The organism is Stenotrophomonas sp. YJH_SMC_19 (assembly GCF_059367915.1).
Genome location: NZ_JCAFRI010000010.1, coordinates 25,082 through 51,816, shown reverse-complemented (window position 1 = coordinate 51,816; position 26,735 = coordinate 25,082). Strand labels below are relative to the sequence as shown.

Here is a 26,735-nt window from a genome sequence, read left to right as displayed (position 1 = left end):
CCATGGCACGCGCACGCACGGTCGTGGTGGCTGCGATCTCGCTGGCCTACCCGGTGCTGGTGTACCTGGCGATGGGCCGTTTCGAGCCACGCTGGCTGTCGCTGCTGCTGTTCACCCTGGCCCTGCTGCGTGCGCTGAGTACGCGCCAGCCGCTGTGGTGGGCCGCCGCCGCGGGAACCGGCCTGCTGGCCGTGTTGGCCACCGTGCTGAACCAGGCCCTGCCGCTGAAGCTGTATCCGGCGCTGGTCAACATGGTGATGCTGGCGGTGTTCGGCACCAGTCTGCGCTTCGGCCCGCCGCTGGTGGAACGCCTGGCGCGGTTGCAGGAGCCGGACCTGCCGGCGTTCGCGGTGGCCTATACCCGCCGCGTCACCCAGGTGTGGTGTGGCTTCTTCGTTCTCAACGGCAGCCTGGCCCTGCTGACCGCGCTTTACGCGTCGGACCGGGTCTGGATGCTCTACAACGGATTGTTGGCGTACGTGATGATGGGCGTGTTGTTTGCAGGTGAGTGGCTGGTGCGGCGTCGGGTCAAGGCAGCGCACGCGCATGGCTGAGTGGATTGCCCTGGACCGGCTGCTGGTGGACCCGCAGCCGCAGCGCAGCATCGGCGTGTGCGATGGCGAGGTGATCGACCATGCCCGCTTCCGCCAGCGGGTGCTGGCCTGGCGTGCGGCCTTTGCTGCTGCCGATGGCCGTGACTGGGCCCTGTACTTCGATGATGCGGTGGCCTTCGCTGCTGCGCTGTTCGGCGCCTGGCATGCCGGCAAGCGGGTGTTCCTGGCTGCCGACAACCTGCCGGCCACGCTGCAGGCGCTGCAGCCACAGGTGAGCGGTTTCGCCGGCGATGTTTCCACCGACTACCGAGCGCTGGTTGCCCCCACCGTTGGCGTGGACGGCGAACTGCAGGTGCTGGACGAGCGCGCCTGCGAGCTGTGCGTGTTCACCTCCGGCAGCACGGGCCAGCCCAGTGCGATCAACAAGCGCATGGACCAGCTGGCGCGCGAGGTGGATGCGCTGCAGGCTGCGTTCGGCGCGCAGCTGGAAGGCGTGCAGGTGCATGGCACGGTGTCCCACCAGCACATCTACGGCCTGCTGTTCCGGGTGCTGTGGCCGCTGGCCGCCGGCCGCCTGATCCATCCGCGCCGGTTCTTCCACGAAGACCTGGTGGGCGCGCTGGCCGGTACCGACACGGTGCTGGTGGCGACGCCAGCCCACCTCAAGCGCCTGCCCGAGCAGCTCGACTGGGCCAGCCTGCACGGCCGCCTGCGCGCGGTGTTCTCCTCCGGTGGCCCGCTTCCCGAAGAAGCCGCACGCCAGGTACGGCAATGGCTGGGCGTGGCACCGACCGAGGTTTACGGCAGCAGCGAAACCGGTGGTATCGCCTGGCGCCGCTGGGATACCGACCTGCCGCCGTGGCAGCCGTTGCCGGGCGTGCAGTGGCGCATCGAGGATGGCTGCCTGGCCGTCGCCTCGGCGCATCTGGAAACCCTCGACTGGTGGCGCACCCAGGACCGCGTGGAAGCGTTGGCCGATGGCCGCTTCCGCCTGCTGGGCCGTGCCGACCGCATCGTCAAGATCGAGGAGCGCCGCGTTTCGCTGGATGCGCTGGAACGCGCGCTGCGCGAAGACACCGAAGTGGACGATGTGAGAGTGCTGGTCCTGCCGGGACAGCGTGAGCAGCTGGCAGCGGTGGTGGTACCGGCCAGCCTGGCGCTGCTGGAGGGCGGTGACGCCGCGCGCCGCGCGCTGGGCCAGCGCCTTGGCGCGCGCCTGGCACAGGCGCATGACGCGGTCACCCGGCCGCGCCGCTGGCGCCTGGTGAAGGCGCTGCCGATCAATGCACAGGGCAAGGTCACCCAGGCGGCACTGGCGGCGCTGTTCCAGCCGCTCATGCCGGTGCCGGTCTGGGATCACCGCGATGCTGCCAGCGCTACGTTGCGCATGACCCTCGACCCGGCGCTGCGGCCGTTCCAGGGCCACTTCCCGCAGGCGGCGATCCTGCCCGGCGTGGCGCAGCTGGACTGGGCCGTGCGTTTTGGCCGCCAGGCGTTCAGCATGCCGGCCGGATTCCTGCGCATGGATGCGGTGAAGTTCCAGCACGTGGCCCGCCCGGGCGATGAGCTGACCCTGCAGCTGGACTGGGATGCCGCGCGCAATGTGCTGGCCTTCCGCTACACCTCCAGCCACGGCGTGCATGCCAGCGGCAAGGTGGTTTTCGCCGATGCGGACTGACCCGGCCGTTGCCGGTGCCGCGTTCGCGCCACTGGTGGTGATTCCCGTCTATGACCACGAGCACGCCATCGCGGCGGTGGTCGACGGCGTGCAGGCCGCCGGGCTGCCGTGCCTGCTGGTCGACGATGGCTCGCATGAAGCGTGCGCGACGGTGCTGCGTTCGCTGGCACAGCGCCAGGGCGTCGACCTGCTGCGCCTGGACATCAACCAGGGCAAGGGTGGGGCGATGCTGGCCGGTTTTGCTGAAGCCGCTGCGCGTGGCTACAGCCACGTGCTGCAGATCGATGCCGACGGCCAGCACGATACCGCCGACCTGCCGCGTTTCGTCGAGGCGGCGCGTGCGCACCCGGGTGCGGTGATCTGCGGCATTCCGGCCTACGACGCCAGTGTTCCCAAGGCGCGCCTGTATGGCCGCTACGCGACCCACATCTGGGTCTGGATCAACACACTGTCGCTGCACCTGCGCGACACCATGTGCGGCTTCCGCGTGTATCCGCTGCCGCCGGTGCTGCGCCTGGTCGGTGAAGAGACCATCGGCCGCCGCATGGATTTCGATACCGAGGTGATGGTGCGCCTGTACTGGCGACAGCTGCCGGTCGAGCACCTGGCCACGCGGGTGACCTATCCCGCCGATGGCGTGTCGCACTTCGATGTGTGGCGCGACAACGTGCGCATCAGCCGCATGCATACCCGCCTGTTCTTCGGCATGCTCTGGCGCGCACCGCGCCTGCTGTGGCGCCGCCTGCGGGGGCAGCGCTGAGATGGCGGCCGCGCAGGGTGCCCCGCACTGGGCCGACATCGGCGAATCGACGTCGGTGGCCGGCGTGTTGTTCCTGTGCTGGGTGCACCGCTGGTTCGGGCGCTGGCCGTTCCGTCTGTGCGTGTGGCCGGTGGTGGCCTGCCACTGGCTGGGCAACCGCGTCGGCCGCCAGGCCTCCATGCAGTACCTCCAGCGCCTGCAGGCACACAGCGGTGTGCTGGGCCGTGCGCCGACCCGGCGCGACAGCCTGCGCCACTTCTTCGCCTTCGCCGACACGATGCTGGACAAGATCCTCGGCCTGGGCGGGCGCTATCCGGCCGAACGCATCCACCTGCATCGCGACCTGGTGCTGGAGAAGATCGCGCGCCGCGAAGGCGGGCTGATCCTGACCGCGCACATCGGCTGCCTGGAACTGTGCCAGGTGCTGGCCGAACAGGTGCCGGGGTTCCGCATCACCGTGCTGGTGCACACCGCGCATGCGCAGCGCTTCAACCGCCTGCTGCAACGGCTGGACCCGCTGGCGGCGGTGGAACTGGTGCAGGTAACCGAAATGGGCCCGGCCACGGCAGTGATGCTGGCCGAGCGCGTCGCGGCGGGGGGCTTCGTCGCCATCGTCGGCGACCGCACGCCGGTGCAGGGCGGACGCAGCGTCACCGCCGATTTCCTTGGCCACCGCGCCCCGTTCCCGATCGGTGCCTATGTGCTCGCCGCCGCACTGGGCTGCCCGGTCTACACCATGGCCTGCCTGCACCAGGGCGAGGGCTACCGCGTGGCATTCGAACAGTTCGCCGAACGCATCGTGCTGCCGCGCGGCTCACGCGATGCGGCACTGGCCGAACAGGCACAGCGCTTCGCGCGCTGGCTGGAACTCCAGGTCATCCAGTCCCCGTTGGACTGGTTCAATTTCTTCCCCTTCTGGGATCAGGCTCCGCATGACGACTGACGCCGTACCCGCGTGCCGCTTTGGCGATGCACCGTTGACCATCGAAGACGTGGTTGCCCTGGCCCAGCGCCAGTGCGAGGCCGCACTGAGCGACGCGCCGGCGTTCCGCGCCCACATCCAGCGTGGTGCCGACTTCCTCGACCGCCTGCTGCGCGAGGATGGCGTGATCTACGGTGTGACCACCGGCTATGGCGATTCGTGCACGGTGAACATCCCACCGGCACTGGTGGCTGAACTGCCGCACCACCTGTACACCTACCATGGCTGCGGCCTGGGCCGTTACCTGGACCCGGTCGAGACCCGTGCGGTGCTGGCGGCGCGCCTGGCCTCTCTGGTGCGCGGCATGTCCGGTGTAAGCCTGCCGCTGCTGGAAGGCCTGGCCACGCTGCTGCAGCACGACGTGCTGCCGATGATTCCGGCCGAAGGCTCGGTCGGTGCCAGTGGCGACCTGACGCCGCTGTCATACGTGGCGGCGGTGCTGTGCGGCGAGCGCGAGGTACTGCACGACGGCCGCGTGCAGCCGGCGGCGGACGTGCTGGCGAAGATCGGCATGACCCCGCTGAAGCTGCGGCCGAAGGAAGGCCTGGCGATCATGAACGGCACCGCGGTGATGACCGGCCTGGCCTGCCTGGCCTGGCAGCGCGCCGACTACCTGGCACGCATGGCTACGCGCCTGACCGCGTTCAACGTGCTGGCCAGCGACGGCAACGCGCACCACTTCGACGAAACCCTGTTCGCCGCCAAGCCGCACCCGGGCCAGGGCCGCATCGCCGCGCGCCTGCGCAGCGACCTGCACAGCGAGCGCCCGCCGCGCAATGAACAGCGCCTGCAGGATCGCTACTCGCTGCGCTGCGCACCGCATGTGATCGGCGTGCTGGAGGACAGCCTGCCGTTCCTGCGCCAGCTGATCGAGACCGAACTGAACAGCGCCAACGACAACCCGCTGATCGACGCCGACGGCGAGCGCATCCTGCATGGCGGCCACTTCTACGGGGGCCACATCGCGCTGGCGATGGACACCCTGAAGAACACCGTGGCCAACGTTGCCGATCTGCTCGACCGGCAGCTGGCGCTGGTGGTGGACGCCCGTTACAACCATGGCCTGCCGGCCAACCTGTCGGCGGCCACCGGTCCGCGCGCGGCCATCAACCATGGCCTGAAGGCACTGCAGATCAGCGTGTCGGCCTGGACTGCCGAAGCGCTGAAGCAGACCATGCCGGCCAGCGTGTTCTCGCGTTCCACCGAATGCCACAACCAGGACAAGGTCAGCATGGGCACCATCGCCGCGCGCGACTGCCTGCGGGTGATCGAGCTGACCGAACAGGTGGTGGCGGCAATGCTGATCGCCGCGCGCCAGGGCCTGGCCCTGCGTGAACGGGTTGGCCTGAATGCGCAGCTGCATGGCAGTCTGGCCGACATGTACGCCGACCTGGGGCAACGCATCGCCCTGGTCGAGGAAGACCGCGCGCTGGATCGCGAACTGCGGGAACTGCTGGTGGAGATCCGCGCGCAACGTTGGGAGCTGTATGCCGGTGAATGAGGCCATTGAACGGGTTGGCGAGATTGCGTTGACCCCCGCCTTCCATGACTGCGATCCGATGAACGTGGTCTGGCATGGCAACTACTTCAAGTACTTCGAGATCGCGCGCTGCGCGCTGCTCGGTCGCTACGACTACGACTACCCGCAGATGCTCGAATCGGGCTACCTGTGGCCGGTGGTCGACGCGCGGGTGAAGTACGTGCGCCCGCTGCTGTTCAACCAGGCGCTGCGCGTGGTCGCGCGCATCGTGGAATGGGAGAACCGGCTGAAGATCGAGTACGAAATCCTCGATGCGGAAAGCGGCCAGGTGCTGACCCGGGCGATGACCATCCAGGTCGCGGTGGACGCGGCCAGCAAGGAAATGCTGTACCAGTGCCCGCCGGTACTGTGGGAACGCCTGGGAGTGCCTGCGCCATGAACCGAGCGAACCGTTTCGCGCGTGCGCTGCTGTGCGCGCTGCTGCTGGTGGCCGCACCACTGGTGCAGGCGGCCGACCCCGCCATCGATGCGATTACCCAGGCGGTGGCGCGGCCGGATGTGCTGCGTGGCCAGTTCAGCCAGGAAAAGCAGGTGAGTGGCTTCATGAACCCGCTGCGCTCGCAGGGCCGGTTCGTGGTCGCGCGCCAGCGCGGCGTGATCTGGACCACGCTCAAGCCGTTCCCCTCGGAAGTAGTGGTCACCGCCGATCGCATCCTCAGCCGGCAGCGTGATGGCAGCACCCGCGTCGAACTGGACGCGCGGCAGCAGCCGGCGATGCGTTCGGTGAATGCGATCATGTTCGCGTTGATGAGTGGCGACGTGCAGGCACTGTCCAGCCAGTTCAACGTGGCGGCCAGCCGTGAAGGGCAGGGCTGGCGGCTGCGCCTGACGCCGAAGTCGGCGATGCTGGCCAAGGCCTTCGAATCGCTGACCCTGCAGGGCGACCGCTACGTGCGCCAGGTCGAGATCGTCGAGGCCAACAAGGACCGCACGCAGATCCAGTTCAGCGCGTTGAGCGAGGCGCCGGCCACGCTCAATGCCGACGAGGCCCGCCGCTTTGAGTGAGGCCGTGGCATCGAACGCACCGGACCGGTTGCGGCGCTGGTGGCACTGGCTGGGCATTGCCTGGCTGCTGGTGCTGCTGGCGCTGGGCGCACAGCAGTGGCAGCTGTGGAGCCAGCAATCGCGGATCGACACCGACATCCTCGCCCTGCTGCCGCAGGATGCGCACGACCGCCTGTTGAGCGACGTCACCCGGCGCATTGCCGATGGCAGTTCGCGGCAGGTCGTGGTGCTGCTCGGCAGCAAGGACAGCGCGGCTGCCAAGCGCGCGCAGGCGGCCTTTGCGGCGGCCATGGCCAAGGATGCCGACCACGCCTTGCTGGTACCCAGCGGCTCGATCGAAGGCTGGTTTGACGAGGCGCGCGCGTTCTACGCGCCGTACCGCGACCGCCTGCTGACACCGGCCCAGCGCGAGCAGTTGCAGGGCAGCGAACCGGGCGTGTTGGCCGAGCAGGCGCTGGCTGCGCTGTATGGCCCGATGGGTGCGCCGCGATTGACTGAATGGCGCCAGGATCCGTTGTCGCTGTGGCCGCAGTGGTGGCAGCAGCAGGCGCAGGGTTCGGGCCTGCGGTTGGGCGATGACGGCCTGCTTGAAGCCGAGGGCAGGCATTGGGCCGTGCTGCAGTTCGATACGCCCGGCTCGGCGTTCCAGCTGGATGGCGAGCGCCACCTCGATGGCCTGCTGGAACGTGCCGGGCAGGCCGCCACGGCGGCGGCGCCTGAGCTTGAAATCCTGCATGCCGGCGTGCCGCTGCATGCCGAGGCCGCCGCGGTGCAGGCCAACCAGGAGATCAACACCATCGGTTGGGGGTCGCTGGCGGCGGTGCTGCTGCTGGTGTGGCTGGCATTCCGCTCGCTGCGCCCGATCCTGCTGGTGGCCGCCTCGCTGCTGATCGGCTGTGGCGTGGCGCTGGCGGTGACCGTGCTGGTGTTCGGCAAGGTGCACGTGCTGACCCTGGTGTTTGGTGCGTCGCTGGTGGGCGTGGCCGAGGATTACGGCATTCACTGGTTCGCCTCGCGCCAGGCCGAACCGGCCGATCGTCGCTGGAAACTGCTGCGGCATCTGCTGCCCGGCCTGTGGCTGGCCCTGCTGACCAGTGCGCTGGCCTACCTGGCATTGGGCCTGGCCCCGTTCCCCGGCCTGCGCCAGATGGCACTGTTCTCGGTGGTGGGCCTGGCCGCAGCTTTCCTCACGGTGATCTTCTGGTTCCCGTGGCTCGACGGTGGCGAGATCCGCCAGACCCGCTTCTCGCAGTGGCTGGGCAATACGCTGGAGCGTTTCCCGCGGCTGCATGGCCGCCGCGCGGTGACGGTCTTCGTGGTGGTCGCGCTGGCACTGTCTGCCATCGGCATCGTGCGCCTGCAGAGCAACGACGACCTGCGCAGCCTGCAGTCCTCGCCGCCGGCGTTGATGGCGCAGCAGATCCGCCTGAGCCAGTTGCTGGGCATGCCCAGCCCGGCACAGTTCTACCTGGTGCAGGGCGCCGATGCGGCGCAGCTGCTGCAGCGCGAGGAAGCACTGACCGAGCGCCTGCGTGTATTGGCCACCGACAAGCGCATTGGTGGCTATCGCGCGATCAGCGATTGGCTGCCGTCGCCGGCGCGCCAGCAGGCCGATGCTGCGCTGACCGCGAAGGTGGAACCCGGCGTGCTGTCGGCCGTGTCCGAGGCGGTGGGCGAGCCGCTGCAGCGGCCGCAGTTCGCCGCCGCGCCGCTCACCGCCGAAGCCTTCCTGGCCTCGCCGGCCTCGCAGCCGTTCCGCCACCTGTGGGTGGGTGAAGTCGGTGGGCAGATGATCAGCGTGGTGATGGTCGATGACCTGTCGCGCGCCGATGCCCTGGCCACGCTGGAGGGTGCCGCCGAAGGCCTGCCCGGCGTTCGCTGGGTAGACCGCACCTCCGATTTCTCCAAGCTGCTGGGCCACTACCGCAAGCTGATGGGCGGGCTGCTGCTGGTCGGCATCGCACTGGTGTTCGGTGCGCTGTGGCTGCGCTACCGCCGCCAGGCCTGGCGCGTATTTGCCCCCACCCTGATTGCCGGCGCACTGACCCTGGGCCTGCTGGGCCTGTTCGGCCAGCCGCTGCAGCTGTTCAACGTGCTGGCGCTGATGCTGCTGCTGGGCATGGGCATCGACTACGGCATCTTCCTGATCGAACACCGTGGCGATGCCAGCGCATGGCTGGCGGTCTGCGTGGGTGCGGCCAGCACCTGGCTGTCGTTCGGCCTGCTGGGCCTGTCGCAGACCCCGGCGCTGCGCGCGTTCGGCCTGACCCTGCTGTTCGGCATCGGCCTGGTCTGGCTGATCTCGCCACTGTTCCGGCCGCCACCGCATGACCTGCCGCCGGCCTGAGTCCGCCTTCCGCTTTTCTTCTTTCCCCTGATCGAGCAACAAGGACGCCCCGATGAGTACTGCTGTGGATGCTGTCGAACGCACTGAAATCCTGATCATCGGCGCAGGCCCGGCCGGCTCCGTGGCCGCGGCGATGCTGCGCCAGCAGGGCCGACAGGTGCTGATGCTGGAGCGCCAGCAGTTCCCGCGCTTCTCCATCGGCGAAAGCCTGCTGCCGCAGAGCATGGAGTACATCGAAGCAGCCGGGCTGCTGCAGGATGTGGTCGAGGCCGGCTTCCAGTACAAGAACGGCGCGGCCTTCGTGCACGGTGAAGCGCGTACTGCCTTCGACTTCCGGAAGAAGTTCTCGCCGGGCTGGGGTACCACCTACCAGGTGCAGCGCGCCGACTTCGACAACGTGTTGGCACGCGGCGCCGAGCGCATGGGAACCACGCTGCGTTTCGGTGATGAAGTGCTGTCGGTCGAACCCGGTGAACAGCCTGCGGTGAGCGTGCGCCGCCCGGATGGCAGCGAATACCGCATCGAGGCCGATTTCATCCTCGACGCATCGGGCTTCGCGCGCCTGCTGCCGCGCCTGCTTCAGCTCGAATCGCCGTCCAATTTCCCGGTGCGCGGCGCGATCTTCTGCCACGTGCGCGACAACATTCCGGCCGAAGCCGACTTCGACCGCAACAAGATCCTGATCACCACCCATCCCGAACACATCGACGTCTGGTACTGGACGATTCCATTCTCCAACGGCTGCTGCTCGCTGGGCGTGGTCGCCGAGCCGTCGTTCTTCGAGCGCTACGATGGCGACGACCTGCAGAAGCTGCAGGCCATCGTCGGCGAGGACCCCAACCTGACCCGCCTGCTGGCCAATGCCGAATGGGCGGTGCTGCCGGTGCGCCGCATCACGGGTTACTCGGCCAATGTCAGCTCGCTGTGGGGCCCCGGCTACGCGTTGCTGGGCAACGCCGGCGAGTTCCTCGACCCGGTGTTCTCGTCCGGTGTGACCATTGCCTTCAAGTCCGCGCAGCTGGCCAGCGAGTGCCTCAAGCGCCGTTATGCCGGCCAAACCGTCGACTGGGAAGCTGAATTCTCGATCCCGCTGCGCGCCGGAGTGAAGACCTTCCGCCGCTTCGTGGAAAGCTGGTACCAGGGCGGCTTCCAGAAGATCATCTACCACCCGCAGCAGCAACCCGAAGTGCGCGACATGATCAGCTCCATCCTGGCCGGTTACGCCTGGGACACCAAGAATCCGTATGTGGCCGATGAAAGTGGTCGCCGCATGCGCGTGCTGGAGGAATTGTGCAGCGCCTGATCTTCCGTACTGCGGCCCTGCTGCTGTGCCTGCTGCTGGCCGCCTGTGCCGGGCGCATGCCCAAGCCCCAGGTGGAGCTGCCGCCACTGCGGCTGTCGCCGGCCAGCCTGCCGGCGCCGCTGGCCCTGCAGCAGCAGCTGCATTTCCGCTTCGGCAGCCATGAGCGCGACCTCGACGCGCTGCTGGAAGCCGACGCGCAGCAGGTGCAGCTGGCGGTGCAGGCGATGGGCCAGACCGGCGTGCGCCTGCAGTGGGACGGCCAGCAGCTGACCCAGCAGCGCGCGCCGTGGCTGCCGCCGCAGGTACGTGCCGAGCGTGTGCTGGATGACCTGCAGTTCGCGCTGTGGCCGACCGCGGCCATCGCCGCCGCGCTGCCGTCCGACTGGCAGGTCAGCGACGACGGCCAGCAGCGCAGCCTGTCGCGCGATGGCACGGTGTGGCTGCAACTGCAGCGCCTGGACGATGGCAGCGTGCAGCTGGACAACCGTGCCGAAGGCTATGCGCTGCGCATCGAATCGATCGACATGGCCGGACAGGACCGATGAGTGCACCGATCTACCTGAACGACCTGGGCGTGGTCTGCGCGCTCGGCGATGGCCGCGCCGCTGTCGCGTCGGCGATGTTCGCCGACGTGCCGGGCGGGCTCAGTGACAACGACAGCCTGTTGCCGGGGCGCACCCTGGCGCTGGGAGAAGTACGCACGCCACTGCCGGCGCTGGAGGAACTGCCGGTGGCCCTGCGCGGCCGCAACAACGCCCTGCTGGACGTGGCACTGGCGCAGATCGCTCCGGCGGTGGCCGCCGCGATCACCCGCCATGGCGCCGAGCGCGTGGCGGTGGTGCTGGGCACCAGCACCTCGGGCATTGGTGAGTCCGAGCAGGCCCTGCGCACCCACGCCGAACAGGGCCAGTGGCCGCAGGGCTTCGATTACGCCCAGCAGGAAATGGGTACTGCCGCGCAGTTCGTGCGCCAGCGCAGCGGCGCTCAAGGGCCCGCGTGGACCCTGTCCACCGCCTGTTCGTCCAGTGCCAAGGCGCTGATGTCGGCTGCACGCATGCTGCGAGCCGGTATCGTCGACGCCGTGATCGCAGGCGGCGCGGACTCGCTGTGCCGCTTCACCGTGGCCGGTTTCAGCGCGCTGGAATCGGTGTCGGCCCTGCGCTGCAATCCGTTCTCGCAGCACCGCGCCGGTATCAACATCGGCGAGGGCGCCGCGCTGTTCCTGCTCACCCGCGAGCCGGGCCCGGTGTGCCTGGCCGGGTGGGGCGAATCGGCCGACGCCCACCACATGTCCGCGCCGGACCCGCAGGGCCTGGGTGCCATCGATGCACTGCAGCAGGCGCTGCAGCGCGCCGGCTGGGCGGCCGATGAAGTGGACTACGTGAACCTGCATGGCACCGCCACCGGGCACAACGATGCGATGGAAAGCCTGGCGGTTTCGCAGGTGCTGGGCAACGGCATTCGGGCCAGTTCGACCAAGCCCCTGACCGGCCATACGCTGGGTGCGTCAGGCGCGATCGAAGCTGCATTGTGCTGGATCGTGCTGGCCGAGAACCCGCAGCAGCAGCTGCCACCGCACTGGTGGGACGGCGTGGCAGACCCCGCGCTGCCGGCACTGCCGCTGGTCGCACCAGCCACCCGCCTGGCGCAGGCACCGCGGCGGGTGCTGAGCAATTCGTTCGCCTTCGGCGGCAGCAATGCCGTGCTGGCGCTGGAGCGTCGATGAAGATGCTGTATGCAATTGAAGAGGTGGTACCGCACCGCCAGGACATGTGCCTGCTGGAGCGCATCACGCACTGGGACCAGGACACCATCGAGGCGGAACTGGTGGTGCCCGAGGCCGGCCTGTTCGTGGAAAACCACGAAGTGCCGGCCTGGGTGGGCATCGAATACATGGCACAGGCCATCGCGGCCTGGGCCGGCTGCCGTGCGCGTGCAGCGGGCAAGCCGCCGCAGCTGGGCTTCCTGCTCGGCAGCCGCCGCTACAACAGCGCGCGCTGCAGCTTCCCCAGCGGCTCGCGGCTGCGCGTACAGGCGCGCTGCGAGCTGTTGGGTGACAATGGATTGGGGATGTTCGCCTGCCGCATCCTGGCGGGCGAGGACGAATGGGCTACAGCCAACGTGTCGGTGTTCGAACCGACCGATGCGATGGCCTATCTGGAGAGTGGACAGGCATGACAGGGAATCGAAGCGTGCTGGTGACCGGCGCCAGCCGGGGCATCGGCCGGGCCATCGCGCTGCGCATCGCGCGCGATGGCTTCGACGTGGTGGTGCATTGCCGCAGCCGCCTGGATGAGGCACAGGCCGTGGTGGCCGAGATCCACGCGTTGGGCCAGCAGGCCCGCGTACTGATGTTCGACGTGGCCGACCGCGAGGCCGCACGCGCCGCGCTGGAGGCCGATGTCGAAGCGCACGGCGCGTACTACGGCGTGGTCTGCAATGCCGGCATCGCCCGTGATGGCGCCTTCCCGGCACTGTCGGCGGAGGATTGGGACCAGGTCATCCACACCAACCTGGATGGCTTCTACAACGTGCTGCATCCGCTGATCATGCCGATGGTGCGGCGGCGCAAGCCGGGCCGCATCGTTACCCTGTCGTCGGTGTCCGGACTGGCCGGCAACCGCGGGCAGGTCAATTACAGTGCCGCCAAGGCCGGCATCATCGGTGCCACCAAGGCCCTGGCGCTGGAACTGGCCAGCCGCCAGATCACCGTCAACTGCGTGGCCCCGGGCCTGATCGAGACCGAAATGCTCAACGATGAAGTGATCGAACACGCGCTCAAGCTGATTCCCGCCGGCCGCGTCGGCCGTCCCGACGAAGTGGCGGCCACGGTGGCGTTCCTGCTGTCCGAACCGGCCGGCTACATCACCCGCCAGATGATCTCGGTGAACGGGGGCATGCTCTGATGGCCACCGATCGTCGCGTCGTGGTGACCGGTGCGTCCGCGATCAGTCCGCTCGGCCATGACTGGCCGACCATCGAGGCGCATCTGCGCAGCTGCCGCAACGCGGTGCGCGCGATGCCCGAGTGGGATGTCTATGCCGGGCTGAACACCAAGCTGGCTGCGCCGGCGCAGGACTTCGCGCTGCCGCCGAACTACAACCGCAAGACCACCCGCTCCATGGGCAAGGTCGCGATCATGTCGGTGCGTGCCACCGAAGTGGCGCTGCGCGAAGCCGGCCTGCACGAGCACCCGGTGCTGCGCAGCGGTCGCACCGGCGTGGCCTATGGTTCCTCGTCGGGCAGCCACGAAGCCACCGGCGAGTTCGGGCGCATGCTCAACGAGTTCACCACCGAAGGCATCAGCGCCACCACCTACCTGAAGATGATGAGCCACACCGCGCCGGTCAACATCGGCGTGTTCTTCGGCCTGTCCGGGCGTGTCTATACCACCTCCAGCGCCTGCACCTCGGGCAGCCAGGGCGTGGGCGCGGCCTATGAAGCGATCCGCAGCGGCAAGCAGACGGTGATGGTCGCCGGTGGTGCCGAGCAGCTCGACGCTACCGCTGCGGCGGTGTTCGACACCCTGTTCGCCACCAGCGTGCGCAACGACGCGCCGCAGACCACGCCGCGCCCGTTCGATGCCGGCCGCGATGGCCTGGTGCTGGGCGAGGGTGCCTGCACGCTGATCCTGGAAGACCTGGAGCACGCGCAGGCGCGCGGTGCCACCATCCTTGCCGAGGTGGTCGGCTACGGCACCAACAGCGACGGCCAGCACGTCACCCAGCCCAGCGCCGACACCATGGCCCAGGCCATGCGCCTGGCGCTGGAGGATGCGGGCCTGGAGGCGGCGCAGATCGACTACGTCAACGCCCACGGCACCGCCACCGATCACGGCGACATCGCCGAGACCCAGGCCACCGCGCAGGTGTTCGGCAGCCGCGTACCGATCAGCTCGCTGAAGAGCTACGTCGGCCACATGCTCGGTGCCTGCGGTGCGTTCGAGGCCTGGCTGAGCATCGAGATGATGCGTGCCGGCTGGTTCGCCCCCACGCTGAACCTGGCCGAGGTTGACCCGCGCTGCGGCCAGCTCGACTTCATCACCGGGCAGGGCCGCGAATTGCAGGCCGAGTACGTGATGAGCAACAACTTCGCCTTCGGCGGCATCAACACCTCGCTGGTGTTCCGCCGCTGGAGCGAATGATCCACCGTCCCATCCCGCCTTTTTCCTCAACCCACCCGCACCCCCGACAAGGAGATGTTCCGATGCGCCGCACCCTGATGATCGCCACGGCCACTGCACTGCTGGCCCTGACCTCCACCGCCTCCGCCCGCGACACCCGCGTTGAGCAGTCCCTGCAGGAGCTGATCACCTCGCAGGCCGCCCGGGACGCCGGCATCGACGGCAGCGTGCGCTTCTACCTGGCCGGCCAGCCGGTCAGCGTGCAGCAGCGCCTGGGCGAGGACGTGACCAACAAGAAGACCAACGCCGCCAACAAGAGTGATGCCGAGGCCTGCCGCTGGGTCGCGCTGTCGGCGCTGCGCGCGCTGCAGGACGGCGCCAAGTCGCGCGGTGCCAACGCCGTGGTCGACATCGTCAGCTACTACAAGAAGAACGAGTTCAAGAGCAGCACCAACTACGAATGCTATGCCGGTACGATCCTCGCTGGCGTGGCGCTGAAGGGCACCTACGCCAAGGTCAAGTAAGCGACCGCAGGGCAGCGGCGTTGCCTGAACGCCGCCGCCACATTGCTGAACCCCGTCGGGGAAACGCCGTCGATCACGCCGCCATCGTCGGCCGACGGCTTTCCCCGGTGTCGGCTTTCCGACACAATCATGGCTCTTCCCGGGTTATCGTCCCGCGGACATGCACGCCTACGTCTATAAAAGCCAACTCAAGCCTGACACCTACGTCTACGTTCCCCGACGCGATGATTTCAGCGCGCTGCCTGCGCCGCTGCTCACCTCGCTGGGTGCGCTCACCTTCGTCCTGGACGTGGCCCTGGATGCCCAGCGTCGCCTGGCCCAGGCCGACCCGGACAAGGTTCGCAGTGACATGAGCGAGCGCGGGTTCTACCTGCAGGTGCCGCCGTCGGTGGCCAGCCTGATGCCGCGCCACTATGACTGACGTCTCCCGTCCGCGCGCCCTGTCGATCGCCTTCGCCGTGGGCGCCTTGCTGGCACTGGGTGCTGCCGTGGGCGGCGTTGCCGGTGCCATCCTCGCCGCCCTGGCGCAACCGGCGTTCGCGCTGGGCGTATCGTGGTGGCGGCGCAGCCGTGCGCTGCTGCCGCTGAAGGTGGTTGCACGCCAGGACCTGCCGGCGCTGCTGGCGTTGTGGGCGGCCGCCCCGCTGTTGCTGGCGCTGCTGCTGGCCTGGCCGTTGGCGGCGCTGCGTGACAGCGGCAGCCTGGCCGCGGTGCTGGGCCTGAGCGTGCTGGTCAGTGCCGGCCTGCTGGCGGCCTGGCGCACCTGGCCGCTGTGGAACGACGTTGAACGCCTGGATGGCAGCCTGGCCCAGCATTGGCAGGCGCTGGCCGGACGCGACCTGACCGCCTGGCGCGGTCTCGGTGTCGCCGCGCTGGTGATCGCGCTGGCCGCGCTGGTGGTGCTGCCGGCCTGGCCGGGGCTGCTGCCGGAGAGCGCGCGCTGGCCCGCTGCGCTGGCCGTGGTGGTGTCTCCCGTGCTGCACCTGCTGCTGCAACGGGTCGCGCCGGCGCCGCTGGTGTCGTTGCGCCCCAGCCCGATGGCGACGTCCAGCGCAGAACACGAACCGATGTCCGCTGCCGCGGCCGAGACCGCGCCGCTGGAGGCGATGGCACCGCAGGAGCTGACCCCGGCCCTGTATGAAGCCGCCCGCCACGGCCGCATCGACCGCGGCCTGCAGCTGCTGCAGGCCGGCGCCGATCCGTATGCGCTGCCCGACCCGAACTGGCGCGACCAGCGCAGCCTGGCGGTGCTGGCGGCGGTGTTGCCGGACCTGCGCCTGCTGCGCGAACTGATTGCCCGCGGCGTTGACGTGAACGCGCCGCACCGGGGCATGACCCCGCTGCTGGCCGCCACCCGCGACAGCTGGCATGGCCGCCCCGAAGCCGTGATGACCCTGCTCGCCAACGGTGCCGATTCGCGTGCCACCGACAGCGATGGCAACACCCCGCTGCACCATGCCGCGCGCAGTTCCGACCCAGGCGTGGCCGCGCTGCTGCGCGATGCCGCCGCCGAAGTCGATGCGCTGAACAACGAGGGCTGGTCGCCGCTGGCCGTGGCCTGCCAGGTCGGCAACTGGCGCCTGGCCCGCTTCCTGCTCGAACGCGGTGCGCGCAGCGAACCGGCAGAGGGCACCCCGGTGCTGCTGGCCGCCGCCGCCACCGAAGACGACGATCCGGCTGGCGTGCAGCTGCTGCTCAAGCACAAGGCACGTGCCGACGCGCGTGATCGCCAGCGCCGCAGCGCGCTGCACGAGGCGGCGCTGGCCGGCCACGTTGAAATCATCGGCGTGCTGCTGGCCGCCGGTGCCAATCTGGAAGCACGCGATGCACTGGGACGTACGCCCTGGCTGGAAGCCGCCCGTGCCGGGCGCGCCGCGGTGGTCGAACACTTGCTGCCGCACAAGCCGGATCTGGTTGCCGTCGACGGCGAAGGGCGCAACGCAGTGCAGCTGGCCGTGATGGCAGAGGATGTCTCGCCGTTGCTGGTCAAGCGCCTGGTGGAGCTGGGCATCGCCGCCGACGCGACCGATCCGGTCGGTCGCCGTGCAGTGGACTACGCTGCCGAAGCCGGGCGCTGGGCGATTGTCGCCCTGCTGGATCCGTCCTATCCGTTGCCGGCCGCGGTCAGTGACGGCCTGGCCGAGCGTGGCGAAGCCGCCAGTGCCAGCGGCCTGCTGCCGGACCGCCCGCCGCTGACCCTGCTGCGCGAGGCGCTGGGCTTCGGCAACACCGAAGGCATGGCCGCGCTGGCCAAGCTGTGCCAGCCGGAAGAACTGGGCGGCCTGCTGCTCGACCCCGAGCTGGCGCTGGAGCCGCGCGCGGTGGATTGGCTGCTGGGCCACGGCGCCGATCCCTACGTGCGCGACGCCTGTTCCGATACGCCGATGTTCGCGTTGCTGTCGCGCGGAATCGATGCGGTGCCGGCGTTGCAGGTGATGTTGCAGCGTGGCTTGTCGCCGGCCGGACGCGGTGGCTTGGCGCGCTTCCTGGCGGCCTGTGCACAGCACGACCAGGCCGCCCGTGGCCTGGAACAGCTGGCGCTGGAATTGCTGGAGCGTGGCGCCGATCCGTTCGCGGCTTCGCCGGCCGGTGATCCGCCGTTGTCACTGGCGGTGCGCCTGGGCTGGCTGCGCCTGCAGCAGGCGCTGCTCAAGGCGGGCGTCGATCGTGAAGCGCGCGACAGCCATGGCATGACCGCATTGCATCTGGCCACCGCATTGGCCCGCGAAGGCGCGCTGAAGCTGCTGGTGCAGCACGGTGCCTCGCCGGAAGCACGCGCCGCCGATGGCCAGACGCCGCTGGGCGTGGCGCTGTCGATTGGTCGCCGCGATCTGGCCGACTGGCTGGACTGGCGGGTGTGGCCGTTGCCGCGTCGCACCCTGCGCGAGTCCGATCTGCCGGCCGCCGCAATGGCCGGTGACGTCGACGCGGTACGCCGCCTGATCGATCTGGGCTTCGCCGTCGATGCGGTTGATGCGCAGGGCTGCACCGCGCTGCTGCGCGCCGCCGGTGGTGGCCATCTGGCGGTGACCGACCTGTTGCTGGCGCGTGGCGCCGATCCGCAGCACGCAGCGGCCAGTGGTGCCACGCCGCTGTCGGCGGCGGTCAGCATGCGCCAAGTGGACATCGTCTCGGCCCTGCTCGACGCTGGCGCCAAGCTGGAACACCGCCTGCCGGGCGGCGTGACCGTGCTGATGCTGGCGTCCGCGCTGGGCTTGCCGGACATCGTTGCGCGCCTGCTCACCGCCGGTGCCGACGTGCACGCCGGTGACGCCCAGCAGCTGGGCCCTCTGCACTGTGCCGCGCTGTATGGCTTCAGTGCCCGCGACCGCTCGCGCCTGCTCGCCCTGCTCGACACCCTGCTGCTGGCCGGTGCCGAACCGGACCAGGCCGCGGCCGGTGCGGTCACGCCGCTGCTGCTGCTGCTGGGCGCACGCGCCGAGCCCGGCACCGCCTGCGACGAACAGGTGGTGATGGCCGCAGTGGAACGCCTGCTGGACGAAGACGTGAGCCTTGAGGTGCGTGATCCGCGCGGCTTCGGACCGCTGCACCTCGCGGCCCTGCACGGTCTGCCGCTGCTGGTGCAGCGCCTGCTGCGCGCTGGTGCCGATCCGGAGGCGCGCGACAGCCTCAACCGCAGCCCGCGCGAGATCGCGGTGATGCGTGGCTTCATCGACGTGGCCGGCGAGTTTGAACCGCGCGTGCCGGGTGTCTCGTCGATGGCGCGGTTCCTGCGCGACAACGGTTGAGCATCGGGGTCGGATCCCTTTCCCACGGAAAGGGCTCTGACCCCGGCATCGCGTCATCCACGCATGGCGTGGATCTACGGCCGGAATCCCCAGTGGGTAGTGCCGGCCGCTGACCGGCAATCTCCTGAAACCTTCGGGATCCCGAGGCTGCCGGCCAGCGGCCGGCACTACTGCAATCCGTGGTGGGTGCCGACCGTTGGTCGGCACGCCTACTTGCCGTCGCTTTCCGCGTCGGCCTCGAACAGATGCATCAGGTCGTTGCGTGCGTCGCGCGAGGTCTGGATCACCGCTGCCTCGTCGTCGTACACCAGGTACTGGTCGCGCAGCAGCTGCTCATCGTGCTCGCGGAAGCGCTGCACGTGGCGCTCGGCCACGTCCGGTGCCACGCCCAGCGCGGTCAGCACGCGGCCGCTCATCTCCAGGCTGGTGCCGAACACTTCGCGGAACGGCTCGGCCGACATGTCCATCAACCGCCACGCATGCTGACGGTTGCGTGCACGCGCCAGCACCGTCGCGTCCGGGTACAGCCGGCGCACCATGCGCACCGCGCGCAGGTTGGTTTCCGGGTCATCCACGGTGATCACGAACACATCGATGTGCTCGCCCCCGGCCGCGCGCAGCATCTCCGGCCGGGTCGGGTCGCCGTAATACAGCTGGTTGCCGAATCGGCGCAGGTCGGCCACGGTATCCGGGTTCGCCTCCAGCGCCACGAACGGCACCTTCTGCGCGGTCAGCAGGCGCGCAATCACCTGGCCGAAGCGGCCCATGCCGGCGATCAGCACCTTGGGCCGGTTGTCCGGCGCCACCTTGTCGGCCTCGGCCGGCTCGCGCGGAGTGGCTTTCTCCTGGCCGAGCAGTTTCAGCAGCGCGATCATCAACAGCGGCGTGATCGCCATCGACAGGCCGACGATCGCCACCAGCCGGTCGTGGTTGGCGTTGCCCAGCAGGTGCGCGCGCTGTGCCTCGTTGAACACCACGAAGGCGAACTCACCGCCCAGCCACAGGACGCTGCCCAGCAGCAGCGATTGCCGCGAGCTGAGCCGGGCGACACGTCCAACCGCGTAGAGCAGGCTGAACTTGACCACCAGCAGGATGCCGACACCTGCGGCGATCAGCCACGGCTCGGCGGCGATGCGGTCCAGGTCGATGCCCATGCCCACTGCGATGAAGAACAGGCCCAGCAGCAGCCCCTTGAACGGCTCGATCTGCGCTTCCAGCTCATGCCGGAACTCCGAATCGGACAGCAGCACGCCGGCCAGGAACGCGCCGAGGCTGGGGCTGAGGCCGGCTTCCTGCATGAACCAGGCGGTGCCCAGCACCACCAGCAGGGCGGTGGCAGTGAATACTTCCGGGCTGCGGGTGCGCGCGATGATGCTGAACACCTTGCGCAGCACCGGTCGTCCGCACAGGATCACCACCGCCAGCGCACCCAGCGCCACGGCCGCATCTTCCCAGCGCAGGGTCTCGTTCTTGACCCCGCCCAGCAGCGGGATGGCCGCCAGCAGCGGAATCGCGATCAGGTCCTGGAACAGCAGGATGGCAAAGCCCAACCGGCCGTGGTCGCTGTTGATCGCCTTGTGCTCGGACAGCAGCTGCAGGCCCACCGCCGTGGATGACAGCGCCAGCGCCACACCTACCACCAGCGCGCTCTTCCACTGGAAGTGGTCGAGCAGCAGCAGGCCGCCCAGCACCAGCCCGGACAGCGCCACCTGTGCCGCACCGGCGCCGAACACCGAGCGCCGCATCACCTTCAGGCGTGCCGGCGACAGCTCCAGGCCGATCACGAACAGCAGCATCACCACGCCGATCTCGGCGGCGCCGAGGATGCGGTCGGCGTCCTGCACGAAGCCCAGCCCGTCCGGGCCCAGCACCACACCGGCCGCCAGGTAGCCCAGCACCGCGCCGAAACCGAACTTCTTGAACACCGGCACGGCGATGACCGCTGCCAGCAGCAGCACCAGCGCCAGTTCCAGACCACCGCTATGCATGGGAATACCTGGTCATCGGGGGAGCCGCTGTGCGTCCGTTCGGGTTGGGAAAAGCGTGGCGAACACCACCGCGCCATTATGCGCGCCGGCCTGTGTACGCACGAGAACAACCTGCGGGCAGGGTGCTGCCGCGGCGGGACCGGGTTGACCTGCATGGTCCACGGGTCCAGACTGCCCGCCGCTGGCGGCGCGTCCGTCGGCACACGCATCCCGGAGTCCCCAACCCATGTCCAGCGACAGTAGAAGTCGACCTCGTTCGACGCCAGCGATGGCCACCGCCTGACATCGGGACGGTTTGCCTGCGTTGGCGTTGCGCGAGGTCGCACCCCCACAAGGCAAACCCGATGAACCAGAAGCAATTGCTGCGCCCGGTGGCCGATGCCGCCGCACTGGCCGCGCCGCTGGCGAACTTCAACACCGCCGATGCGGTGGAATTCCTCAACACGCTGGAACTGACCCGCGCCGCGGAAACGCTGGCTGCGCTGCCGTTGCCGCGTGCAGTGAAAATGCTGGAAGCGCCGGAACTGCACCGCAGCGGCGAACTGGTGGCTGCGCTGCCGCCGGCGCGCGCTGCCGCCCTGCTCGGCTTGATGGCCGACGACCGCGCCACCGACATCGTCCATGAGCTGGATGAGGAAGAACGCGCCCGGTTGATCCCGCTGCTGGGCACCGACGCCCGCCAGGCCATCCAGAAGCTGCTCAGCTACCCGCCGAACACCGCCGGCGCGCTGATGACCACCGAGTACGTGGCGGTACCCGCCAGCTGGACCGTGGCGCAGACCCTGCAGCACATCCGCCAGGTCGAGCGCACCCGTGAAACGGTGTACGCGATCTACGTGCTGGAGCCGGCCAGCCAGCAGCTGCAGCAGGTGGTGACCATGCGCCGGCTGATCACCGGCCTGCCGGAGGAGTCGATCCTGGACGTGGCCCAGGTCAATCCACCGGTGACGGTGGACGCACTGATGGACCAGGAAGAAGTGGCACGGCTGATCCGTCGCCACGACCTGCTGGCGATCCCGGTGGTCGATGCGCAGCAGCAGATGCTCGGCATCGTCACCGTCGATGACGTACTGGATGCGCTGATCGAGGAATCCACCGAGGACGCGCACAAGTTCGGCGGCATGGAAGCGCTGGACAAGCCGTACATGCAGATCGGTTTCTTCGAGATGCTGCGCAAGCGCGCCGGCTGGCTGAGCGTGCTGTTCCTGGGCGAGATGCTGACCGCCAGCGCGATGCAGCACTATGAGGACGAACTGGCGCGTGCGGTGGTGCTGACCCTGTTCATTCCGCTCATCATGAGTTCGGGCGGCAACTCCGGTTCGCAGGCCACCTCGCTGCTGATCCGCAGCCTGGCGCTGCGCGAACTGCGCCTGCGCGACTGGTGGAAGGTGGCCCTGCGCGAAGTGCCCACCGGCATGGTGCTGGGCGCGATCCTCGGCTGCCTGGCCATCGTGCGAATCGTGATCTGGCAGCTGGGTGGCCTGCATGACTACGGCGAGCACTGGATCCTGCTGGCGATCACCATCGGCGCGGCGCTGATCGGCATCGTCACGTTCGGCTCGCTGTCCGGATCGATGCTGCCGTTCATCCTGAAGCGGCTCGGCTTCGACCCGGCCAGTGCCTCGGCCCCGTTCGTGGCCACCCTTGTGGACGTGACCGGGCTGGTGATCTATTTCAGCATCGCCGCGATGATCCTGCACGGCACGCTGCTGTAACAGAAAAGGGGACGGAGGGGATTAAGTCGTTTGTGGCACAAACGACTTAATCCCCTCCGTCCCCTTTTTTGGGTACCGTAGGCGCATGAGTACCTACCACCTGCAGTCCGTGTTCCGTCCGCAGTCGGTCGCGGTGATCGGCGGCAGCCCGCGTCAGCGCTCGGCCGGACGTGCGGTGATGCGCAACCTGCGCGGCACCGGCTTCCCCGGCAAGGTGGCGTGGATCAACCCGCGGCATGCCGAAATTGATGGCATCCGCACCGTGAAGCGGCTGAAGGACCTGGACTGGGTGCCGGATCTGGTGGTGATCACCGCGCCGGCGTCGATCGTGCCGCAGGTGGTGCGCACCGCTGCCGAACGCGGCGTGCAGGCGGCAATCATCCTCACCGCGCACCTGGGTGAAGGCCCGGGCTCGCTGTCGGCGCAGGTGGAGGCGGTGGCGCGCAAGCATGGCCTGCGCATCCTCGGCCCACACTGCCTGGGTGTGATTGCACCGCACGCACGGCTCAATGCCAGCATCGCCGCGCACTTCCCGCAGGCCGGTGATCTTGCGTTGATCTCCGAATCCTCGGCCATTGCCGCCGCGCTGGTGGAGTGGGGCGTGGCCCGCTCGGTCGGGTTTTCCGCGGTGGTCTCGCTGGGCGACACGATGGACGTCGACTTCGGTGACCTGCTCGACTACTTCGCCACCGACTACCGCACCCGCGCCATCCTGCTCTACGTCGAGCAGATCAAGGATGCGCGCAAGTTCATGTCGGCCGCGCGTGCCGCCGCCCGCGCCAAGCCGGTGGTGGTGGTGAAGTCCGGCCGCGCCGAGCGCGTGCAGCCGGGCAGCCGCGATACCCATGTGCAGGCCCTGGCCCGCACCGACGACGTGTACGGTGCGGCCTTCAACCGCGCCGGCCTGCTGCGCGTCAGCGCGCTGGACGAGCTGTTCACGGCTGCCGAATCGCTGGGCCGGTTGGGGACGTTCCCCGGTCGTCGCCTGGCCATTCTCAGCAATGGTGGCGGTGTCGGCCGCCTTGCCGTGGATCAGCTCATTGCATTGCGTGGCACGCTGGCCAACCTGTCCGACAGCACGGTCGAGAAACTCGACGCCGTGTTGCCGCAGGGCTGGTCGCGCAGCAATCCGGTCGACATCGTGGTCGACGCCGATGGTGACCGCTATGCCGCCGCCATTGAAGCGCTGCTGGCCGACAACGAGAACGACGCGGTGATGGTGGTCAATGTGCCCACCGCATTCACCTCGTCTGCAGACGCTGCGCAGGCGCTGACCCGCACGCTCGGCCTGCGTCCGCGCCACCATCGCGACAAGCCGGTATTCGCGGTGTGGCTGGGCAACGATGACCAGGCCACCGCCACGCTCAACGCGGCACGGGTGCCGACCTATCCGACCGAGGCCGAAGCGGTGCGCGGCTTCCAGCATCTGGTGCGCTATCGCGAAGCGCAGAACGCGCTGATGGAAACGCCGCCCAGCCTGCCGCAGGACTTCAATGTCGACGCGGCGGCCGCACGCGCGCTGGTCGATGCCGCGCTGGCCAACGGCCAGCAGTGGCTGGACCCGCTGGCTACGCATGAACTGCTCAAGGCCTATGGCATTCCGTCCGCGCCGGTGATGCATGCGCGCGATGCGCATGAGGCGATGGACCTGGCGCAGCCGCTGCTGGAACGTGGTGCCACCGTGGCACTGAAGATCCTGTCACCGGACATCCCGCACAAGTCCGAAGTGGACGGCGTGCGCCTGAACCTGTCCACCCTGCCGGCGGTGCAGAGCGCGGCCAACGCGATCCTGTCGCGCGCGCGCCAGCTGCGGCCGGATGCGCGCATCGACGGCCTGCTGGTGCAGCCGACCATCGTTCGCCCGAAGGCGCGCGAACTGATTGTCGGCATCGCCGATGACGCGACGTTCGGCCCGGTGATCGTGGTCGGCCGTGGCGGTACCGCGGTTGAAGTGATCAATGACAAGGCATTGGCGCTGCCGCCGCTGGACCTGCGCCTGGCCCATGAGCTGATCGGCCAGACCCGTGCCTCGCGCATCCTCAAGGCCTATGGCGATGTGCCTGCCGCCGACGAGCGCGCACTGGCATTGGCGCTGGTCAAGCTGGCACAGCTGGCCGCTGACATCCCCGAAGTGCGTACGCTGGACATCAATCCGCTGCTGGTCGACGGCAAGGGCATCCTCGCCCTCGACGCACGCGTGGCGGTGGCGCCGTCGCGCATCCTGCACAAAGGCCGTGGCCATCCGCGCTTCTCGGTGTTCCCGTACCCGAAGGAGTGGGAGCGCACCATCGAACTGTCCGATGGCGGCCGCGCCTTCGTGCGCCCGGTGCGGCCGGAGGATGACGCGCTGTTCCGTGCGTTCTTCGCCCGCGTCAGCGACGAGGATCTGCGCCTGCGCTTCTTCCAGTCGGTGAAGCACTTCAGCCACGAGTTCATCGCGCGCCTGACCCAGCTCGACTATGCACGCTCGATCGCACTGGTGGCGATCGAACCGCGCAGTGGCGAAATGCTCGGCGCGGTGCGCCTGCACGCCGATGCGGATTACCACCGCGGTGAGTACGGCATCCTGATCCGCTCGGACCTGAAGGGCCACGGCATCGGCTGGCGGCTGATGGCGATCATGATCGAGTACGCCAAGTGGCTGGGCCTGGACGTGGTCGAAGGTCAGGTGCTGCGCGAGAACAGCACCATGCTGGCGATGTGCCAGAGCCTGGGCTTCAAGACCAAGCTCGATCCGGACGACCCGACGGTGATGATGGTGACTCTGCCGGTGCAGCAGGTCGAAGTCCCCACCCCGCTCTTGTAGAGTCGAGCTTGCTCGACTGCCATCATCGAAAAGCAGTCGAGCAAGTTCGACGCTACAGTCAGGTCAACGCAATGGTTCCACCACCACCGCCGTGCCATAGCACAGCACCTCGGTCAGCCCGGTCATCACATCGGTGGCGTCGTAAAGCAAGCTCATGCTGATGATTGCGCTGCTGTCAGTCGTTCCGACGATTGAATATAGACTACAACGATGGCTTATACCCTACGCCAGTGACGTCCGAGTGGTCCACGCATGTCGGCGTACCGGGTGCCTGCTGTGTCTCTTGCGTAGGAGTGACTGAATCACCAGAAGTAAAGAAGCGGCTACTGACGCATTTCGCTCTTCAACTCAGCGAAGAAGCAACGCTACCATTGCGCCACTGCGTGGCGGCGACCCTTCGTGACCTTATTGAAAGAAGATGTTTCCCGATGTTGCAGGAATGAGGAAATTTGTGAGGATCCAAGGTATCAACGAAAAGACCTTCGCCATCTGCGTGTGCTGCCTAGCTATGGTGGCGGCAACTGCAGACGGTCGGACCTTGCCGTTCTTGTTCATAGGAGCGGTTGTCATTGTGATAGCCAGGCGTGCCGACGTCAGGCGCGAGCGGATTCGGGAAGAGCACGCGTCGAAATGATCACTTTGCAAGGATGCCGCTTGAGCTGCAGCTGCGGCTGATTCCTGCAAGGACGCCAAGTCCGTATTGGTTTCAATGCGGCAGTTGATGGACCAGAGCAATCGTCATGACTCTTCTCGACGCTTGGCATGGAGTCCACGCGAGTTATGCAGGGCATCTTGACCTGAGAACGACTGGTGAGCCGTTCGAACAGCCGCATCGAATCAATCTCGTGCAACGCTTGCTACATGCCCGAATCGCTCAAACGCATATCACTGCTGCAGCAGGTGGATGCGCAGCATCGTCTCCATCGCATACGGTGACCGACCCACGCGACCCGAACGCGGGTAATGTGGCTCGATCCGGGCCGGTAGTGCCTTCCATGGCACTACCTAGTCCACCTCGTAAAGGAGAATCTCGCGCCGGGTCTGCTTGCGCTTGCCCAGGCCCTGCGCATCCCCAAATGTCAGCCGTATGATGTATTCCACTACGCGACTCAATAGTGTCCCCCGAAGCGGCAATCTGTGGCGGGCACTGCTGCACAGTTCGCAGGGAGCTGTTCAGAACATCCTTGGCGCTGGTAAATCATTGGCTGGATCGCGGGGCTTTCGCCCTGCGATCCTTTGAGGGTCGATATGAAGATTACTGATGGATTTGATGGGCGGCATGGCAAGTTCTATTTTATTTCCCTGGTAGCAATGGCGTCTGCCTCAGCGCTGATGCTGGTGGCGGCGCTTCGGGGTGCTGAGCCTTTGCAGGTTCCTCAGGAGGTCGGAGTTTCTGTTGCCGCATTCTCGCTGATGTGTTCGACGGCAAGTTACCTGCTAATAGGGAAAATTAAGTGCTCGTTCCTGCTGCTTGGGGCTTCGGCTGTCGTGTTTTCGGCCGCTCTATGGTCGTTCGGTGCGCCTTTGTCGTTCGTGCTTCTTTTGGGGCTTCCAGCTCTGCTCCTGTCTTTAATTTCAGTTATTTTTCGGGATAAGGTCGATATACAGGTCGAGGGGGATGACTAACGTTATTTATCTATAGATTTGCTTATTCTTAGTCC

General features: G+C 68.0%; 21 protein-coding genes and 2 pseudogenes. 20 read left to right on the top strand and 3 right to left on the bottom strand.

Features of this window, described 5'->3' with window-relative positions; all coding sequences use genetic code 11:
- Window positions 1-2: 2 nt before the first annotated feature.
- The 17 genes from AC5P5R_RS12130 (at window position 3) to AC5P5R_RS12050 (ending at window position 18,565) form a co-directional block, all read left to right on the top strand.
- Window positions 3-554 carry a COG4648 family protein gene (locus AC5P5R_RS12130; RefSeq protein WP_005414874.1) on the top strand — a complete coding sequence of 184 codons (552 nt, stop codon included), beginning with the start codon at window positions 3-5 and terminating at the stop codon, window positions 552-554.
- Window positions 547-2,232, top strand: a complete 1,686-nt coding sequence (locus tag AC5P5R_RS12125) for an ApeI family dehydratase (RefSeq protein WP_100438188.1) — start codon at window positions 547-549, stop codon at window positions 2,230-2,232. The genes AC5P5R_RS12130 and AC5P5R_RS12125 overlap by 8 nt, the downstream gene beginning before the upstream one ends.
- The gene (locus tag AC5P5R_RS12120) at window positions 2,222-2,992 is read left to right on the top strand and encodes a glycosyltransferase family 2 protein (RefSeq protein WP_065183622.1); all 771 of its coding nucleotides are present in this window, start codon (window positions 2,222-2,224) and stop codon (window positions 2,990-2,992) included. Before AC5P5R_RS12125 ends, AC5P5R_RS12120 begins: the two co-directional genes overlap by 11 nt.
- A gap of 1 nt (window position 2,993) precedes the next feature.
- Complete coding sequence (locus tag AC5P5R_RS12115) at window positions 2,994-3,935, top strand: lysophospholipid acyltransferase family protein (protein ID WP_049417925.1); 942 nt, start codon at window positions 2,994-2,996, stop codon at window positions 3,933-3,935.
- Entirely contained in the window at window positions 3,925-5,475 is a 1,551-nt protein-coding gene (locus AC5P5R_RS12110; RefSeq protein ID WP_005411604.1) for an HAL/PAL/TAL family ammonia-lyase, read from the top strand. Before AC5P5R_RS12115 ends, AC5P5R_RS12110 begins: the two co-directional genes overlap by 11 nt.
- On the top strand, window positions 5,462-5,893 hold the full coding sequence (locus tag AC5P5R_RS12105) for an acyl-CoA thioesterase (RefSeq protein WP_005411603.1): 432 nt from the start codon (window positions 5,462-5,464) through the stop codon (window positions 5,891-5,893). The genes AC5P5R_RS12110 and AC5P5R_RS12105 overlap by 14 nt, the downstream gene beginning before the upstream one ends.
- On the top strand, window positions 5,890-6,519 hold the full coding sequence (locus AC5P5R_RS12100) for an outer membrane lipoprotein carrier protein LolA (RefSeq protein WP_049459617.1): 630 nt from the start codon (window positions 5,890-5,892) through the stop codon (window positions 6,517-6,519). The genes AC5P5R_RS12105 and AC5P5R_RS12100 overlap by 4 nt, the downstream gene beginning before the upstream one ends.
- A complete protein-coding gene (locus AC5P5R_RS12095) occupies window positions 6,491-8,866 on the top strand; it encodes an MMPL family transporter (protein WP_049459616.1) in 2,376 nt (791 codons plus the stop codon). The genes AC5P5R_RS12100 and AC5P5R_RS12095 overlap by 29 nt, the downstream gene beginning before the upstream one ends.
- A 52-nt stretch (window positions 8,867-8,918) precedes the next feature.
- On the top strand, window positions 8,919-10,169 hold the full coding sequence (locus AC5P5R_RS12090; RefSeq protein WP_049459615.1) for an NAD(P)/FAD-dependent oxidoreductase: 1,251 nt from the start codon (window positions 8,919-8,921) through the stop codon (window positions 10,167-10,169).
- The gene (locus AC5P5R_RS12085; RefSeq protein WP_005411599.1) at window positions 10,157-10,714 is read left to right on the top strand and encodes a DUF3261 domain-containing protein; all 558 of its coding nucleotides are present in this window, start codon (window positions 10,157-10,159) and stop codon (window positions 10,712-10,714) included. The genes AC5P5R_RS12090 and AC5P5R_RS12085 overlap by 13 nt, the downstream gene beginning before the upstream one ends.
- The gene (locus tag AC5P5R_RS12080; protein WP_005411598.1) at window positions 10,711-11,895 is read left to right on the top strand and encodes a beta-ketoacyl-[acyl-carrier-protein] synthase family protein; all 1,185 of its coding nucleotides are present in this window, start codon (window positions 10,711-10,713) and stop codon (window positions 11,893-11,895) included. Before AC5P5R_RS12085 ends, AC5P5R_RS12080 begins: the two co-directional genes overlap by 4 nt.
- Window positions 11,892-12,347, top strand: coding sequence for a hotdog family protein (locus tag AC5P5R_RS12075; protein ID WP_100438189.1), 456 nt, complete (start codon window positions 11,892-11,894; stop codon window positions 12,345-12,347). Before AC5P5R_RS12080 ends, AC5P5R_RS12075 begins: the two co-directional genes overlap by 4 nt.
- Window positions 12,344-13,075: a 3-ketoacyl-ACP reductase FabG2 gene (locus tag AC5P5R_RS12070; RefSeq protein WP_164281588.1), complete on the top strand. Its 732-nt coding sequence runs from the start codon at window positions 12,344-12,346 to the stop codon at window positions 13,073-13,075. Before AC5P5R_RS12075 ends, AC5P5R_RS12070 begins: the two co-directional genes overlap by 4 nt.
- Window positions 13,075-14,313 (top strand): beta-ketoacyl-ACP synthase, encoded by a 1,239-nt coding sequence (locus AC5P5R_RS12065; protein WP_005411595.1) that lies wholly within the window; start codon window positions 13,075-13,077, stop codon window positions 14,311-14,313. Before AC5P5R_RS12070 ends, AC5P5R_RS12065 begins: the two co-directional genes overlap by 1 nt.
- A 62-nt stretch (window positions 14,314-14,375) precedes the next feature.
- Window positions 14,376-14,816, top strand: coding sequence for a hypothetical protein (locus tag AC5P5R_RS12060; RefSeq protein ID WP_043034448.1), 441 nt, complete (start codon window positions 14,376-14,378; stop codon window positions 14,814-14,816).
- A 160-nt stretch (window positions 14,817-14,976) separates the two neighbouring features.
- Window positions 14,977-15,237: a YcgL domain-containing protein gene (locus tag AC5P5R_RS12055; RefSeq protein ID WP_005411593.1), complete on the top strand. Its 261-nt coding sequence runs from the start codon at window positions 14,977-14,979 to the stop codon at window positions 15,235-15,237.
- Window positions 15,230-18,565: an ankyrin repeat domain-containing protein gene (locus tag AC5P5R_RS12050; protein WP_043034450.1), complete on the top strand. Its 3,336-nt coding sequence runs from the start codon at window positions 15,230-15,232 to the stop codon at window positions 18,563-18,565. The genes AC5P5R_RS12055 and AC5P5R_RS12050 overlap by 8 nt, the downstream gene beginning before the upstream one ends.
- 209 nt (window positions 18,566-18,774) lie before the next feature.
- On the opposite strand, the gene AC5P5R_RS12045 is transcribed toward AC5P5R_RS12050, so the two are convergent.
- A complete protein-coding gene (locus tag AC5P5R_RS12045; RefSeq protein WP_005411591.1) occupies window positions 18,775-20,553 on the bottom strand; it encodes a monovalent cation:proton antiporter-2 (CPA2) family protein in 1,779 nt (592 codons plus the stop codon).
- Window positions 20,554-20,897: 344 nt separating this feature from the next.
- On the opposite strand from AC5P5R_RS12045, the gene mgtE reads away from it, so the two are divergent.
- Window positions 20,898-22,268, top strand: coding sequence for a magnesium transporter (gene mgtE / locus AC5P5R_RS12040; RefSeq protein WP_043034452.1), 1,371 nt, complete (start codon window positions 20,898-20,900; stop codon window positions 22,266-22,268).
- Window positions 22,269-22,353: 85 nt separating this feature from the next.
- Window positions 22,354-25,074 carry a bifunctional acetate--CoA ligase family protein/GNAT family N-acetyltransferase gene (locus tag AC5P5R_RS12035; RefSeq protein WP_043034453.1) on the top strand — a complete coding sequence of 907 codons (2,721 nt, stop codon included), beginning with the start codon at window positions 22,354-22,356 and terminating at the stop codon, window positions 25,072-25,074.
- A gap of 63 nt (window positions 25,075-25,137) precedes the next feature.
- Here AC5P5R_RS12035 and AC5P5R_RS12030 read toward each other — a convergent pair.
- Both AC5P5R_RS12030 and AC5P5R_RS12025 read right to left on the bottom strand, forming a co-directional pair.
- Window positions 25,138-25,248: pseudogene (locus tag AC5P5R_RS12030) on the bottom strand (YbjQ family protein); the annotation flags it as partial.
- A gap of 686 nt (window positions 25,249-25,934) precedes the next feature.
- Window positions 25,935-26,163, bottom strand: a pseudogene (locus tag AC5P5R_RS12025) (transposase); the annotation flags it as partial.
- Between the two features lie 159 nt (window positions 26,164-26,322).
- Between AC5P5R_RS12025 and AC5P5R_RS12020 the strand changes: the two are divergent.
- Window positions 26,323-26,700 (top strand): hypothetical protein, encoded by a 378-nt coding sequence (locus tag AC5P5R_RS12020; RefSeq protein ID WP_043034456.1) that lies wholly within the window; start codon window positions 26,323-26,325, stop codon window positions 26,698-26,700.
- The last annotated feature ends 35 nt before the right edge of the window (window positions 26,701-26,735 follow it).

What these genes read in the sequence shown, in the direction of transcription:
- AC5P5R_RS12055 (WP_005411593.1), top strand. Translation starts at nt 14,977, where the DNA reads ATGCACGCCTACGTCTATAAAAGCCAACTCAAGCCTGACACCTACGTC.
- AC5P5R_RS12045 (WP_005411591.1), bottom strand. Translation starts at nt 20,553, where the DNA reads ATGCATAGCGGTGGTCTGGAACTGGCGCTGGTGCTGCTGCTGGCAGCG.
- mgtE (WP_043034452.1), top strand. Translation starts at nt 20,898, where the DNA reads ATGAACCAGAAGCAATTGCTGCGCCCGGTGGCCGATGCCGCCGCACTG.
- AC5P5R_RS12115 (WP_049417925.1), top strand. Translation starts at nt 2,994, where the DNA reads ATGGCGGCCGCGCAGGGTGCCCCGCACTGGGCCGACATCGGCGAATCG.
- AC5P5R_RS12100 (WP_049459617.1), top strand. Translation starts at nt 5,890, where the DNA reads ATGAACCGAGCGAACCGTTTCGCGCGTGCGCTGCTGTGCGCGCTGCTG.
- AC5P5R_RS12125 (WP_100438188.1), top strand. Translation starts at nt 547, where the DNA reads ATGGCTGAGTGGATTGCCCTGGACCGGCTGCTGGTGGACCCGCAGCCG.
- AC5P5R_RS12075 (WP_100438189.1), top strand. Translation starts at nt 11,892, where the DNA reads ATGAAGATGCTGTATGCAATTGAAGAGGTGGTACCGCACCGCCAGGAC.
- AC5P5R_RS12050 (WP_043034450.1), top strand. Translation starts at nt 15,230, where the DNA reads ATGACTGACGTCTCCCGTCCGCGCGCCCTGTCGATCGCCTTCGCCGTG.
- AC5P5R_RS12130 (WP_005414874.1), top strand. Translation starts at nt 3, where the DNA reads ATGGCACGCGCACGCACGGTCGTGGTGGCTGCGATCTCGCTGGCCTAC.
- AC5P5R_RS12070 (WP_164281588.1), top strand. Translation starts at nt 12,344, where the DNA reads ATGACAGGGAATCGAAGCGTGCTGGTGACCGGCGCCAGCCGGGGCATC.
- AC5P5R_RS12060 (WP_043034448.1), top strand. Translation starts at nt 14,376, where the DNA reads ATGCGCCGCACCCTGATGATCGCCACGGCCACTGCACTGCTGGCCCTG.
- AC5P5R_RS12020 (WP_043034456.1), top strand. Translation starts at nt 26,323, where the DNA reads ATGAAGATTACTGATGGATTTGATGGGCGGCATGGCAAGTTCTATTTT.
- AC5P5R_RS12065 (WP_005411595.1), top strand. Translation starts at nt 13,075, where the DNA reads ATGGCCACCGATCGTCGCGTCGTGGTGACCGGTGCGTCCGCGATCAGT.
- AC5P5R_RS12110 (WP_005411604.1), top strand. Translation starts at nt 3,925, where the DNA reads ATGACGACTGACGCCGTACCCGCGTGCCGCTTTGGCGATGCACCGTTG.
- AC5P5R_RS12095 (WP_049459616.1), top strand. Translation starts at nt 6,491, where the DNA reads ATGCCGACGAGGCCCGCCGCTTTGAGTGAGGCCGTGGCATCGAACGCA.
- AC5P5R_RS12105 (WP_005411603.1), top strand. Translation starts at nt 5,462, where the DNA reads ATGCCGGTGAATGAGGCCATTGAACGGGTTGGCGAGATTGCGTTGACC.
- AC5P5R_RS12120 (WP_065183622.1), top strand. Translation starts at nt 2,222, where the DNA reads ATGCGGACTGACCCGGCCGTTGCCGGTGCCGCGTTCGCGCCACTGGTG.
- AC5P5R_RS12080 (WP_005411598.1), top strand. Translation starts at nt 10,711, where the DNA reads ATGAGTGCACCGATCTACCTGAACGACCTGGGCGTGGTCTGCGCGCTC.
- AC5P5R_RS12090 (WP_049459615.1), top strand. Translation starts at nt 8,919, where the DNA reads ATGAGTACTGCTGTGGATGCTGTCGAACGCACTGAAATCCTGATCATC.
- AC5P5R_RS12035 (WP_043034453.1), top strand. Translation starts at nt 22,354, where the DNA reads ATGAGTACCTACCACCTGCAGTCCGTGTTCCGTCCGCAGTCGGTCGCG.